This window comes from Sandarakinorhabdus limnophila DSM 17366, assembly GCF_000420765.1.
Taxonomy (GTDB): Bacteria; Pseudomonadota; Alphaproteobacteria; order Sphingomonadales; family Sphingomonadaceae; genus Sandarakinorhabdus; species Sandarakinorhabdus limnophila.
In genome coordinates, this window is record NZ_ATVO01000006.1 from 355,132 (window position 1) to 368,406 (window position 13,275).

The window sequence follows — 13,275 nt, forward strand, 5'->3', positions numbered from 1 at the left end:
GCCAAGGCGCTGAAATGGCCGGGCTGCCGAGGGGAAAGGCCGCGCAACAGTTGACGCCGCACCGCCCCTCCGCTATGCGAGACGGTCTGTTGCTGGTCCGTACGGGCTGGCATTTGCGAAATTCTTGATGACAGGATTGAACGATGTCGCGCGTTTGCGAATTGACCGCCAAGGGCCGCCAGGTTGGCCACAACGTGTCCCACGCCAACAACAAGACCAAGCGCACCTTTCTGCCCAACCTGCAGAACGTGACGCTGATCTCTGATGCGCTGGGCAAGGGCGTGCGTCTGCGCGTGTCGATGAACGGTCTGCGTTCGGTCGAACATGTCGGCGGCCTTGATAACTGGCTGGTCAAGACCAAGGACGAGCTTCTGTCTGACCGCTGCGTCAAGCTGAAGAAGGAAATCAACAAGAAGCTGACCGCCGCCGCCTGAGGCCGCGCTGCTCTTGTGATCCGCCAAGGCGGCCGGGCACCAAGCCCGGCCGCTTTTGTTTGTGGCGGCATCACTTATGCTGGCGGCCATGCGCCCCAACCCCGTGATTCGCCCCGCCACCCTGGCAGACCGCCCGGCCATCATCGCCGTGCTGGCCGCTGCCTTCATCGATGATCCGGCGCTGGCGTGGATCTTCCCCGATGCCGCCCGGCGCCCCGCCCGGCTGACCCGATTCTTTGATCTGATCACCCGTGCCGATGGTCGGCTGCCCCTGGCCCATGTCGCCTGCGCCAGCGACGGCCGCATCATCGGCGCTGCGCTGTGGCGACCGCCGGGGGCTTGGGGGCTGCCCACCACCAGCCTGATCGCCAACCTGCCGCGCCTTGCCGCCACCTTCACCACCGCGCTGCCGCGCACGCTGGGCCTGATGGGCGCGATGGACCATCAGCATGATCGCCGGCCGCACTGGTATCTGCAGTTCATTGGCGTCGCGCCCGCCGGGCAAGGCCAGGGCGTGGGCGGTGCCCTGCTGCGTGCCGGCCTCGCTCGCGCCGCGGGCCAGCCCTGCTACCTTGAAACGGCCACGCCATCGAACGTCGGCCTCTATCAGGCCCATGGTTTTGGCGTGCGCAATGAATGGCAGCACGGCGATGCACCAAACTTCTGGTCGATGTGGCACCCCGGCAGCGTCATCGCAGCGGCGCAATGATCTCCAGTTGCAGCAGCAGCGTGCGCTGCGCGGCCGAAAAATTATCGTCGGACACCAGATAGACAATCGGCGGCCCGGTCTTGCGGCGCACCAGTGCGATGCCTTCCATATTGTCCACCGGCCACTCGCCATCTCGCCCCCATCGCGCCAGCAGCCGGCCCGGCGCGGCGCTGCCGCCGGCCAGCACCGGCGCCAGATCGACGATGCTGATCGCAGCGGCGGTTTCGGCACCGGTGAAGCGGCGGTGCAGCACCAGCAGGTGGGTTTCGTCCAGGGCCACCGCATCGGTGGGCGCAAAGCCATCAACCGCATCGATCATGATCCGGCGCGTCAGGCCGGCGGGCGCCACCAACAGCGCGGTGAGCGCGCCATCGGCTGTGGCAGCATTCTCGGCAATCCAGATCAGACGGCCATCGCCCAGAACCGCCAGCGATTCGCCGCCGCCATTGGGCGGCCAGCCCATGGTATCGGTGCGATACAACGGTTCACCGGCTGGGGTGAGCGGCGGACCATGGCCGGCAAAGCCCAGGATGCGGTGCTGCTGTTCCAGGCTGATCAGCGTGCGGCCATCCGGCGTGAAGGCAATCGCTTCCGCATCGCGATCGCTTTTCACATCGCCGGGCATGCTGATGCTGCCCATTTCACCAGATGGTGCGCCGGGGCGGAACAGCAGCCAATCCCCCGCATCGGTCACCGCCAGCAACCGGCCATCCGGCAGCGCGGCGAGGCCCGAAAGGCCGCCGAACGATGTTTCCGGGCTGGTCAGCACGGCCGCGCTCGTCAGGCGGAACGGGCCGATCTTGCTGCCGGCGCCGGCCAGCGGCGCGGCGGTGATGGTGATGCTGTGCCGGGGCTGGTTGGCGGCGGTGGCCAGCGGGCGCAACTCTGTCCACAAAATCCAGATCGCCGCCAGCAGCAGGGCTGCCAGCCCAGCGGTTTGGCCGGCTTGGGAAATCGCCACGCGCCTCATGGAAAAAGCATAGCAGGCAGGGAACGCCTTCGCTATCCACGCCGCCATGACCCCCCATGAAATCCTGCACCGTGTGTTCGGCCACGCCGAATTCCGCGGTCCTCAGGAACAGATCATCAGCGACGTGATTGCTGGCCGCGACTGCCTGGCGATCATGCCGACCGGGGCGGGCAAATCGCTGTGCTATCAGGTGCCGGCGCTGGTGCGGCCCGGCACGGCGCTGGTGATCTCGCCGTTGATCGCGCTGATGGAAGATCAGGTGCAGGCGCTGCACACCCAGGGCGTGCGTGCCGGCACGTTGAACAGCCAATCGACCGATGGCGGCCAGGTGTGGCGCGATTTTGTCGATGGCCAGTTTGATCTGCTCTATGTCTCGCCCGAACGCGCGCTGTCGGATGGTTTCGGCCAGATGGTGCAGCGCACGGAAATCGCGCTGATCGCCATCGACGAAGCCCATTGCGTTTCCCAGTGGGGCCATGATTTCCGCCCCGAATATCGCCGGCTGAAGCCATTCTGCGATTCCCTGCCCGGCGTGCCGCGCATTGCGCTCACCGCCACCGCCGATCGCGAGACCCGCGCCGATATCGCGCTGCAGCTGGGCATTGCCAGCGATCGCATCACGCTGTCGGGCTTTGATCGGCCCAATATCCGCTATGACGTGGTGGGGCGCGACACCCTGCATCGCCAGTTGCTGGCCTTCATGGCTGGCCAGGCCGGTCGCGCTGGCATCATCTATGCTCCCACGCGTGCGGCCACCGAAAAGATCTGCGACTGGCTGGTGGAAGCCGGCTACCGCGCCCGGCCCTATCATGCCGGGCTGGAAGCCGGCATCCGCAGCCGGCACCAGGCGGATTTCGTGAAAAGCGAAGACATGGTGATGTGTGCCACCATTGCCTTTGGCATGGGCATCAACAAACCCGATGTGCGGTTCGTGGTGCACGCCGGCCTGCCCAAATCGATCGAATCCTATTATCAGGAAACCGGCCGCGCCGGGCGCGATGGCGATCCGGCGGTGGCGCACCTGATCTGGGGCGGCGAGGATGTCGCCCGGCTGCGCGGCTTCATCGCGGCTGGCGATGGCAGTGATGCCCACAAGGCCAATGAAGCCCGCCGCATGAACGCGCTGATCGCCTTTCTGGAAACCGCCGGCTGCCGGCGGCAGGAATTGCTGCGCTATTTCGGCGAAACCGCGCCAGCCACATGTGGGAACTGCGACAATTGCCTGAACCCGCCCACGCTGCTGGATGCCACCGAAGCCGCGCGCAAGCTGCTTTCGGCGGTGTATCGCACCGGGCAGCGCTTTGGCACCGGGCACCTAATCGAGGTGCTGGGCGGCAAGGCGACGGAAAAAGTGCAGAAATTCGGCCACGACCGATCCAGCGTGTTCGGCATCGGCAAGGATTGGCCCGCCGATCAGTGGAAAAGCCTGGCCCGCCAGCTTGAAGCCATCGACGCATTGGAGCGTGATCCCCAGCATGGTGGCCTGGTGCTGGGCCCCGCCGCGCGGCCGATCCTGAAGGGCGAAGTGGCCATCAACCTGAAACAGGTGGAGCCACGCCGGGCGGCCAAAGCCAGCAGCAGCGCGGCGGGCGCCGATGTGGCCCCGCAGGATCGCGCCCTATTCGATGAATTGCGCAGCTTGCGCCGGCAACTCGCCGCCGATGCCGGGGTGCCGCCCTATATCGTGTTTGCCGATGCAACCCTGCGCGCCATGGCCGCCCGCCGCCCGCAAAGCATGGCCGACATGGCCCGCATCCCCGGCGTCGGCGCCGTAAAACTGGAAAGCTGGGGGCCGGCCTTTCTGGCCGCGATTACCGCCTCAGCAGCCTGAACGTTCGATGGCGCTGCCAGCCAGCGCGCCAACCAGGCCGCCGATGATCACGCCCGGCGTGCGATCCCAGCGATTGCCAAGGCCATAGCCGATGCTGGCACCGGCAATGCCGCCCACCAGTGCGCCGCCGCCCGTACCGCGGCAACGGCCCCAGCCGCGACCGCCACCCCAGCCGCCACCAAAACCGCCACCAATCACCACGCCCGGGCCCCAGCCGCCATTCCAGCCACCTCGACTCCAACCACGGTTCCAACCTCTGTTCCAGCCGCCACCCCAGCCAATCGGCACGCCATAGGCCGGGCCGCCCCAACCGCCATAGGCAACCGGCACGGGCACCGGCACCACGGTGCGCGTGTGCACCACCTGCACCGGCGGTGGTTGCTGCCAACCCTGTTGCCAACCTTGGCTTTGCACGGCCGGCATCACCGGTGCCTGCTGCTGCCAGGTTTGCGCCGTGGCCGGCGCCCAACCGGGCGGCAGCGCCGCCGCATCCGCGGCGGTGGGCATCAGGCGCGCGTCCATCGCCGGCGGTGGCAGCGCGGCGGCGGCAACGGCGTCGCGCATTTCGGGCACATACGCGTCTGCCGGTCCGGCAGGCTGGGCGAAGGTCGGCGCACTGGCCAGAAGGGCAAGAGCCGGCAAGATCATCTGCTTCATCATGAATTCACCTTTCACCTGCCAGCTTGAACATCGGTTGAACCTTCGGGTAACACTTGCTGCAACCGACAAGTGCACCCACGGTTAACCCACCAAGCATGCGCCCTGCTTCACAGGCTGTGCAAGAGGAGAATGATGATGCGTACCCCCCTGATGCTTGCGGTTTCGCTGTGCCTGATGCTGCCGGCTGTCACGCCGGCCTTTGCCCAGCAGGGCCAGCCGACGCTGTATGAATACAACGGCAAGCAGTACAATACGCTGGCCCAGTGCCAGCGTGCCAAGAAACGCGCCAAGGCCCGCGGTGCCGTCGCCGGCGCGGTGATTGCCGGTGTCGGCACGGCACTGCTGGGCGGCAATGTCGGTGAGACGGCGCTCGTCGCGGGTGCCGGTGCTCTGGCCGGCCGCGAGATCGGCCGCGCCACCGTCAAGCGCTGCTGATCGGCCTACCAGCGCACGAGGCGGGGCACCACCAGGCGCCCCGCCAGCGCGGCAATGCCCACCGCCAGCCCGTACCACAGCCCGATATAGACCATCGAATCATAGGGGCAGTGCAGATTGTAAGCCAGCGCGCCCAGGCTGCCGCCGGCCAGGCCCACAAGCAGGCCAGCGCGCTGCGGCGCCACCGGCGCACCGCGCCGCAGGTGCAGCACCATGGGCACCGCGCACAGGGCAGCGGTCGCCAAGCTCATCCGCAAAAATTCCCAACCGCTGGCAGAGCCTGCCATCGCCATCGCATGGTCGGGCTGATCCAGCGCCATGATCGCACCCGACAGCGGAAACAGCAGCGCCATCGCCGCCGCCACTTTCCACCCGGCATTGCTGCGGCCCACGCCGGGATGGGCCTGGGCCAGCACGGCGGCCACGCTCACCAGCCCCAGCACCGCCAACGTGCCACAGCGCAGCAGGAACATCGGGTTCGGCTGCCCGGCCATCAGATCGGGCCGCAGCCCCAGCCAGGCCAGCATCAGCACCGCCGCCACCAGCAACAGCGCGGCCAGCACCAATATCGTCGGCCGGTCCTCCAGCGGCTGGACGGGCGCCACATCAGCGGCAAGCCGGTCCATCAGCGCCTCCAACTGCCGGTTGGGGGAAAACTCAGCCATCACCTATCCTCGTCCACCGCCGCGGCCATGCGTTTCAGGCCGCGATGCACATTCACCTTGATCATCGATTCCGATTGGCCCAGCCGCGCCGCCGCTTCGATCACGCTCAGCCCCTCGATCTTCACGGCGCGGATGGCAGCGGCTTGGGGCCCCGGCAGCATCCCCAGCAGGCGATCACAGCCCAGCCGGCCAATCAGCGCCGCTTCGCCCGATTCCACCGCGATATCATCGAACAGCGCATCGGTATCGCGCACCCGGGCGCGGCGCAGACGATCCACCCAGCGATAGCGCGCGATCGCCGCCAGCCACGGCAGGAACGGCCGCGCCGGATCCCAGCTCGCCCGGCGCTGGTGCACGGCCAGCAGCGTATCCTGCACCAGATCATCCAGATCAGCCGGCGCCACCTTGCGCCGGAACCAGCGCATCAGCAGCGGTGCTGCCCTCCCCAGCAACTGGCGATAGGCAAGGGCATCGCCGGCCTGAGCCGCGCACATCAGCCGGGCCAATGTGGCCTCGTCACTGGTCATGGCTGCAGACGCGCGTGGTCATGCCCGAACTTCGCAGCACCCGTGCAAAAGGTTGCAGGCTCAGCGGCCATCGCCAGCAATGCGGCCCAACGGATGACGCCCGAGCAGATTGGCCTGGAACCCTGACAGTTCATTCGCCACCAGCGCCCAGCGCACCGGCCGCAGCAACGGAATGAAGGCCGGATCGGCCATCAGCGCCGCTTCCGCCGCTGCCGCTGCCGCCTGCCGCGCGGTGAGATCATTGCCGGCCGCCGCCGCGTCATCCAGCAGGCGATCAGCAGCCGCGCTACACGGGCGCACCCGGCCACAGCGCCATTGATCCAAGTGCGCCACCACATCGGCCACACGCGCCGTCTGTTCAACCAGCGCCAGATCGGCCGCGCCGCTGCGCCGCGCTGCGGCAAAGCCACCGGGGCGCGCACGCTGCACGGCCAGGCTGATGCCCAGCGGCTGCAGATTGGCCGCCAGCGTTTCGGCCAGCGCCTGAAATTCCGACCCGGCTGGCACCAGCAGGGACAGGCGCAGCGGCTGTTCCGGCCCGATGCCAATCTCCCGCAGCAGCGCGGCGGCCAGCGCGCGGCGTTCTTCGGCGGGGCGCGCCCGGTCATCCGTGGGCGGCGGCAGGCCATCCCACAACCGGTTCTGCGGCACCAGCAGGGCCAGCGCCAGCCGATTGGCCATCGGCCGGCCATCAGCCGCCAGCAGCAGCGCGCGGCGCAGCCGCACATCGGTGAGCAGGCCACTTCTGGCATTGATGGCCAGCCCAATCACGCCCGGCACCGTCTCCAGCTTCAGCGCCCGCCCCTGCCCAGCCGCCCGCGCCGCGCCCAGACCAGCCAGGCCCTCGCCCAGCACCAGCTGCACCTCGCCCTTGGCAAAGGCCGAAACGGCCTCTGCAGCGTCGACGGACGCGATCCGGATACTGGCGGCGCGGGCATCGGGCAGCGGCCGTTCACTGCGGCGTTGCAGGCGCCAGGCCCCGCCATCCTTTTCCAGCACATACGGCCCGGGAAACAGCCGACCACGCCGATCACGCACCGCCAGCGCCGGTTCGGCCAGCCAATCGAGCAGCAGCGGGGTGGCCGGTTGCGGCGCGAGTTCCACCACCCGGGCAATCGGCGCACGGGCGGTGCCGCGCTTGCTCAGCCCGGCGGCTGCCAGCGCGGCACGGCCCTCATTGCCGCTGCGGCGCAGGCCCAAGGCCACATCCTGCGCCACCAGTTCCAGCCCCGGCTTGTCGCCCGCGCCCGGCCAGCGCAAGGGCGCCAGCCGCAGGATCAGATCGTCGCCGTCATCCAGAAAGCGCCAGCTCGTCGCCACGCCAGCCTCCACTTCGCCGCCGCTGCCGCGCCGGATCAGCGTGGCCCGGCTGGCTTCCTGCGCCAGTTCTTCGGCCAGCGGCCCTTCGCCCACCACCGCCACGTCGAGATCGCCGCCGGGCCGGCCGCCGGAACAGGCAGCCAACAGCAGGGCAAGGGCAGGCACGAACAGGGGGCGCATCTTGGCGCTACTCTAGCCAGGCTTTGCCAAGGCACAACTAGGGTCAGGACCCATTAATTCCATACCCCGTCATTGAACGGGGAGGCAAAATGGCAAGGAGGGCGGCCGCAGGCGGGGCAGCGCCCCCCGGCAAGGCCATCCGACGCCGCCATTTTGCCTCCCCGTTCAACCCGTAGGGCGGCCCGCAGCGCCCCGGCACAGCGGGCCGTGCCGGGGCATGGAATTAATGGGTCCTGACCCTATGCTTCCTTGCGGGGCTGGCCGGCTAGGGCGTAAAAGCGCCCCATGCATATCGCCCCCGACATCATCAGCCTGATCGGCAACACGCCGCTGCTCACCCTGAAGGGGCCCAGCCAGGAAACCGGCTGCACCATCCTGGGCAAGGCGGAATTCCTCAATCCCGGCGGCAGCGTGAAGGACCGCGCCGCGCTGGGCATCGTCGAGGATGCGGAAAAACAGGGCCTGCTCAAACCCGGCGGCATCATCGTGGAAGGCACCGCCGGCAACACTGGCATCGGCCTGGCGGTGGTGGGCGCGGCGCGTGGCTATAAAACCATCATCGTCATGCCCGAAACCCAGAGCCGCGAAAAGATGGACACGCTGCGCGCGCTGGGTGCCGAACTGGTGCTGGTGCCGGCCGCCCCCTATGCCAACCCCGGCCATTATGTGCACACCAGCCGCCGCATCGCAGGGGAAACGCCGGGCGCGATCTGGGCCAACCAGTTCGACAATGTCGCCAACCGGCTGGCGCACATCCGCACCACCGCCCCGGAAATCTGGCGACAAACCGAAGGCCGCATCGATGGCTTCACCTGCGCGGTGGGCACTGGCGGCACGCTGGCCGGCGTGGCGCTGGGTCTGCGCGCCGAAAAGCCCGATGTCACCATCGCGCTCACCGATCCCGAAGGCGCTGCCCTGTTCAACTGGTTTGCCCACGGCGAACTGAAGGCCGAAGGGTCAAGCGTGTCGGAAGGCATCGGCCAATCGCGCATCACCGGCAATCTCGATGGATTGCACGTGGATGCCCAGTTCCGGGTGCCCGATACGGAAGGGCTGAACTGGGTGCGCCGGCTCAATGCCGAAGAAGGCATCTGCCTTGGCTTGTCTTCTGGCATCAATGTGGCGGGCGCGGTGCGGCTGGCGCGCCAGATGGGGCCTGGCCATGTGATCGTCACCATCTTGTGCGACAGCGGCCTGCGCTATCTTTCGACCATCTACAATCCGGATTGGCTGGCGGCGAAGGGGCTTGCCGCGGTCTGACTCAAGGGCGTAGAATCAGCGTGATGGATCTGCCCCCAATCTCGTCTGCATCCGATCTGCGCGCCCGCCGCAGCGGGGAGCGTCTGCGCTGGGGCCTGACTGGCCTGGCAGCCGTGTTCCTGATCGTTCTGGCCGCCGCCGCCGGCCTGGGCCCGACCGGCCGCGAGGAACAGCCCGGCGCCGGTGAGCCCCTGGCCGTGCTCGGCGTCGCCCCCGGCCCGGCCACACGGCCGGCTGAAGAGCAGTGAACAGCCCAGATTCGCCGCGCATTCGGGGCGAATCAGCAGGCCCGGTGGGGGCCAATCCCATGCGAATCCAGCGCGTGCTGCCCCACAGACTTATCCACAACCCAAATCAAGCATCAAACCACCCTAGAACAAGGCGGGAACATCGCCCCAATTGGCCACATTCCACCAAGGATATCCCCATTTAAGCGGGCATTTGCCCATCAGATTCCATTGGCTCCCATCAAATCCCATGATACATCCGTTTTCCACAGCGGGTGTATCCGCCGTGCAGCCGTTCATCGACCCAGCAGTATCGGGACGAAACTGGCTGCAACGGCACCCCGCGGCAGGGGTATGGGGTGTCGGCAAATTCGTATCTTGGTTATGGGCTGAACGCGGTTGACGCGAAGAACCGGCTGTCTGTGCCGGCGAGCTTCCGCGACGTCCTCACTGCGAAGTCCGGCGGCAAGCAGGTGCTGGTCGGGCCGGGCCATGCCGGCCGCCGCTGCCTGATGGCGTTCGACACGCTGTTTGCCGAACAACTGCACGCCACCCACGAAGCCCGCCACAGCGACACCGGCAGCCGCGAAGCCTTTGACGAGCGCGCCTATCTGTTCGGTTCGGCCCAGCCGCACAGCATCGATGATGCCGGCCGTATCGTGCTCTCCCCGGTGCTGCGCCGGGTCAGCGGCATCACCAGCCATGTCTGGTTTGTTGGCGGCTTCGATTATTTCGAACTGTGGGATCCCTGGGCGTTCAAGGCGTTGCCGGGCCTGCCCGAATTGCAGCGCATCCAGATCGAGATGGAACTGGAAACGCGCGGCCTGCCCATCGATGGCCCGGTCGCATGAGTGCGGCACCGCACATCCCCGTGTTGCTGGCCGAAGTGCTGGCCGCGCTCGCGCTGAAGCCCGGCGATCTCTATGTCGATGCAACGCTGGGCGCCGGCGGCTATCTGCGCGCGGCCCGGGCGCATGGTTTGGGCCACGCCTATGGCTTTGATCGCGACCCGCAGGCCCATGTGCTGAATGCCGATATCGCCGGCGCCGATGATGTTACCCTGATCCGCCGGCCGTTTTCGGAAATGGCGGAAGGGCTGGCCGACCATGGCGTGACGGCGGTTGATGCCATCGCCTTCGATATCGGCGTCTCCTCCATGCAGATCGACACGGCAGAGCGTGGCTTTTCCTTTCAGGCCGATGGCCCGCTCGACATGCGGATGAGCCAGGAAGGCATGAGCGCCGCCGATTTCATCAACAGCGCCAGCGAGGAAGAGATTGCCGACGTGCTCTTCCATCTGGGCGACGAGCGCGCCTCGCGCCGGATCGCGCGCGCCATCGTGGCCGATCGGCCGTTTGCCCGCACCAGCGAACTGGCCGGGCTGATCCGCCGCGTCTTGGGCCGGGGCGAACCGGGCAAGGACCCGGCCACCCGCAGCTTCCAGGCGCTGCGCATCCATGTGAACGACGAACTGGGCCAGCTGGATGCCGGGCTGGTTGCCGCCGAACGGTTGCTGAAGCCCGGCGGCCGGCTGGCGGTTGTCTCGTTCCATTCCGCCGAAGACCGGCGGGTGAAGAATTTCCTGCGCGACCGGTCCGGCCAAGCGCCGGCCGCCTCGCGCCACGCCCCACTGGCCGCGCCCACCCGCGCCGCCAGCTTTGAAAAGCCGATGAAGGCCGTGCGCCCTTCGGCCGCCGAGATCGCCCGCAACCCGCGTGCCCGCAGCGCTACCTTGCGCAGTGCCGTGCGCACCGCCGCCCCGGCGTGGGGAGTCCTTGGGGGAACCGCAATCGAGGGAGGCCGCACATGAGGCAGTATGTTTCGGCTCTGTTGTGGATTGCCGGCACCACGATCGTCGTGGCCGGGGCCCAAGTGATCACCACGCGCGCCGCCGCCGAACGCCGGGCGGTGACCAAGCTCAACTTCGAACTGGTGGAAAACACGTCACGCGTGCGCGAACTGGAAGCCGAGCTGCGCACCCGCGCCGGCCTGCCGGAATTGCAGCGCTGGAATGATGCCGTGTTCCAGCTGGCGGCGCCGCAGGGCGGGCAGATTCTGCGCTCGCCGGTGCAGCTGGCCAGCTTTGCCGCCCGGCCCGATGCCGGGCCGACCGTGCAGTTCGCGGTGGCCGAAATTGGCCCGGCAGCGCCCGGCAGCCTGCCGCCAGCGGCCGGCAGCCCGCCGGCACAGTCTGGCCCCGCACCGGCACAGCCCGGCAGCGCCGCGCGCCTGGTCCGCACCAGTTTCGGCGACGCACCAGCCCCTGTTATCGAACCGGAAATGCTGCCGGCTGAGCCGCAGGACGGGGAGGCCTGATGGCCAGCATCCCCGGCAATGATCCGTTGATCGGCGCCGCCCCGGCAGTGGCTGGGGAACGGGTGACGGCGCGCGCCCAGGCCCGGCAGCGGCTGGCCTTCCTGATCATGCTGTTCCCGGTTCTGGCCCTGATCATCCTGGTGCGGCTGGTCGATCTTTCCGTGATCCAGGGCACCCCCGGAAGCGAAACCAAACTGATCAGCGCCGCCCCGCCGCGCGGTGACATTGTTGATCGCAACGGCGTTGAACTGGCCCGTACCTTTGAAGCCTATGCCATCACCGTCATCCCGCGCCGGCTCACCTCCGATCCGGAAGTGCTGGCCACCAAGCTGGCTGAAATCCTGCCGGAACGCACCCGCGACGAAATCCTGACCGACCTCACCTCATCCAAGGGCCTGCGCTATCTGGCCCGCCGCGTTCTGCCCGGCCAGGCCCGCCGAATCAATGACTTGGGCGAACCGGCGATCGAGCTGACCCGGGAAGCCGAACGCCTCTATCCCAACATCAACCTCGCCTCGCAGGCGCTGGGCTATACCGACGATGACGGCCATGGCCTGATTGGCGTGGAGAAGGCCTTTGACCAGCGCCTCGCCGATCCGGTGCAGCGCGCGGCGCCACTGGCGCTCTCCATCGATGTGCGCGTGCAGCAGGCGATGCAAAATGAACTGGCCGCGCTGGTGGCCGATCAGAACGCCAAGGGCGCCGCCGGCGTGGTGATGGACGTGAACACCGGCGAAGTGCTGGCCATGGTGTCCTTGCCGGATTTCAACCCCAACGTGCCGGGCCAGCGCGCCGATGGCACCAAATACACCACCCAGAACGACGACGGCAGCCGTTTCAACCGGGTGACGCTGGGCGGTTATGAACTGGGCTCCACCTTCAAGGCCTTCACCATCGCCACCGCGCTGGAAACCGGCACGCTCACCAACCTGCAGAAGCTGTATGACGCCACCGCGCCGCTCTATGTTGCCGGTTTCCGCATCCGCGACGATCACGCCAAGAACCGCTGGCTCACCGTGCCGGAAATCTTTATTTATTCCAGCAACATCGGCACCGCGCGCATGGCCGTGGAGCTGGGCCGCGATCGCCAGCGCGAATATCTCGACAAGCTGGGCTTCCTGAGGCCCGTCGAGGTCGAGCTTAAGGAAAAGGCCCGCCCGCAATTCCCGCCGCTGTCGAACTGGGGCCAGAGCGCCACCATGACGATCAGCTATGGCCACGGCCTCACTGTCTCGCCGCTGCACCTGGCCAATGGCTATGCAACGCTGGTCAACGGCGGCATCTACCGTGCGCCCACATTGTTGAAGCGCGATGCGGCCGCGGTGCAGCCAGGCCGCCGGGTGTTTTCGGAACGCACAAGCATGGAATTGCGCCGGCTGCTGCGCTTGGTTGTCACCAAGGGCACCGGTCGCAAGGCCGACGTGCCTGGTTACCGCGTGGGCGGCAAGACCGGCACGGCCGAGAAGATCGAGAATGGTCGTTATGTGCGCGGGCAGAATGTGGTGAACTTCGCCGCTGTCTTTCCCGTCGATGCGCCGCGCTATGTCGTGGTCGCCATGATCGACGATCCGCGCGGCAGCAAATCCACCTATGGCTTCCGCACCGCCGGCATGGTGGTGGCGCCGACCATCAACAACATCATCCGCCGCATCGCACCGCCTTTGGGTGTCGTGCCCGAACCCAATCGTGATCTGGATCTGACGGGCCTGCTGCCGGCCGCCGTCGAAGCCAAGGAATAGCG

Annotated in this window: 15 protein-coding genes; 10 read left to right on the top strand and 5 right to left on the bottom strand. The window is 67.5% G+C overall.

Features of this window, described 5'->3' with window-relative positions; translation table 11 throughout:
* Positions 1-143: 143 nt before the first annotated feature.
* Positions 144-434, top strand: coding sequence for a 50S ribosomal protein L28 (gene rpmB / locus G566_RS0109415; protein WP_022680422.1), 291 nt, complete (start codon positions 144-146; stop codon positions 432-434).
* 88 nt (positions 435-522) lie between these two features.
* Positions 523-1,143 (top strand): GNAT family N-acetyltransferase, encoded by a 621-nt coding sequence (locus G566_RS0109420; protein ID WP_040605580.1) that lies wholly within the window; start codon positions 523-525, stop codon positions 1,141-1,143.
* Here the strand turns inward: G566_RS0109420 and G566_RS0109425 are convergent.
* Positions 1,124-2,113 (bottom strand): esterase-like activity of phytase family protein, encoded by a 990-nt coding sequence (locus G566_RS0109425; protein WP_029131495.1) that lies wholly within the window; start codon positions 2,111-2,113, stop codon positions 1,124-1,126. The genes G566_RS0109420 and G566_RS0109425 overlap by 20 nt on opposite strands.
* A gap of 46 nt (positions 2,114-2,159) precedes the next feature.
* Between G566_RS0109425 and recQ the strand changes: the two genes are divergently transcribed.
* A complete protein-coding gene (recQ, locus tag G566_RS0109430) occupies positions 2,160-3,944 on the top strand; it encodes a DNA helicase RecQ (protein WP_022680425.1) in 1,785 nt (594 codons plus the stop codon).
* On the opposite strand, the gene G566_RS14830 is transcribed toward recQ, so the two are convergent.
* Positions 3,933-4,601 carry a glycine zipper 2TM domain-containing protein gene (locus G566_RS14830; RefSeq protein WP_169522827.1) on the bottom strand — a complete coding sequence of 223 codons (669 nt, stop codon included), beginning with the start codon at positions 4,599-4,601 and terminating at the stop codon, positions 3,933-3,935. The genes recQ and G566_RS14830 overlap by 12 nt on opposite strands.
* 135 nt (positions 4,602-4,736) lie before the next feature.
* Between G566_RS14830 and G566_RS15605 the strand changes: the two genes are divergently transcribed.
* Complete coding sequence (locus tag G566_RS15605; protein ID WP_169522829.1) at positions 4,737-5,039, top strand: hypothetical protein; 303 nt, start codon at positions 4,737-4,739, stop codon at positions 5,037-5,039.
* Between the two features lie 5 nt (positions 5,040-5,044).
* On the opposite strand, the gene G566_RS0109445 is transcribed toward G566_RS15605, so the two are convergent.
* Genes G566_RS0109445 through G566_RS0109455 form a run of 3 tightly spaced genes read right to left on the bottom strand, consistent with a single transcriptional unit; the run spans position 5,045 to position 7,731 of the window.
* Positions 5,045-5,704, bottom strand: coding sequence for an NrsF family protein (locus G566_RS0109445; protein WP_022680427.1), 660 nt, complete (start codon positions 5,702-5,704; stop codon positions 5,045-5,047).
* Positions 5,704-6,231, bottom strand: coding sequence for a sigma-70 family RNA polymerase sigma factor (locus tag G566_RS0109450; RefSeq protein ID WP_022680428.1), 528 nt, complete (start codon positions 6,229-6,231; stop codon positions 5,704-5,706). The genes G566_RS0109445 and G566_RS0109450 overlap by 1 nt, the downstream gene beginning before the upstream one ends.
* A gap of 60 nt (positions 6,232-6,291) precedes the next feature.
* Positions 6,292-7,731, bottom strand: a complete 1,440-nt coding sequence (locus G566_RS0109455) for an ABC transporter substrate-binding protein (RefSeq protein WP_022680429.1) — start codon at positions 7,729-7,731, stop codon at positions 6,292-6,294.
* A 285-nt stretch (positions 7,732-8,016) separates the two neighbouring features.
* Here G566_RS0109455 and G566_RS0109460 point away from each other — a divergent pair, with 285 nt between their 5' ends.
* The 6 genes from G566_RS0109460 to G566_RS0109485 all read left to right on the top strand — a co-directional run bounded on the left by G566_RS0109460 (position 8,017) and on the right by G566_RS0109485 (position 13,273).
* Positions 8,017-8,991 (top strand): cysteine synthase A, encoded by a 975-nt coding sequence (locus G566_RS0109460; RefSeq protein WP_022680430.1) that lies wholly within the window; start codon positions 8,017-8,019, stop codon positions 8,989-8,991.
* Between the two features lie 23 nt (positions 8,992-9,014).
* Positions 9,015-9,239, top strand: coding sequence for a hypothetical protein (locus G566_RS0109465; protein WP_022680431.1), 225 nt, complete (start codon positions 9,015-9,017; stop codon positions 9,237-9,239).
* Between the two features lie 338 nt (positions 9,240-9,577).
* Positions 9,578-10,069 carry a division/cell wall cluster transcriptional repressor MraZ gene (locus G566_RS0109470; RefSeq protein WP_156874482.1) on the top strand — a complete coding sequence of 164 codons (492 nt, stop codon included), beginning with the start codon at positions 9,578-9,580 and terminating at the stop codon, positions 10,067-10,069.
* On the top strand, positions 10,066-11,028 hold the full coding sequence (rsmH, locus tag G566_RS0109475; RefSeq protein ID WP_022680433.1) for a 16S rRNA (cytosine(1402)-N(4))-methyltransferase RsmH: 963 nt from the start codon (positions 10,066-10,068) through the stop codon (positions 11,026-11,028). The genes G566_RS0109470 and rsmH overlap by 4 nt, the downstream gene beginning before the upstream one ends.
* Complete coding sequence (locus G566_RS0109480) at positions 11,025-11,534, top strand: hypothetical protein (RefSeq protein WP_022680434.1); 510 nt, start codon at positions 11,025-11,027, stop codon at positions 11,532-11,534. The genes rsmH and G566_RS0109480 overlap by 4 nt, the downstream gene beginning before the upstream one ends.
* On the top strand, positions 11,534-13,273 hold the full coding sequence (locus G566_RS0109485) for a peptidoglycan D,D-transpeptidase FtsI family protein (protein WP_022680435.1): 1,740 nt from the start codon (positions 11,534-11,536) through the stop codon (positions 13,271-13,273). Before G566_RS0109480 ends, G566_RS0109485 begins: the two co-directional genes overlap by 1 nt.
* Positions 13,274-13,275: the final 2 nt, after the last annotated feature.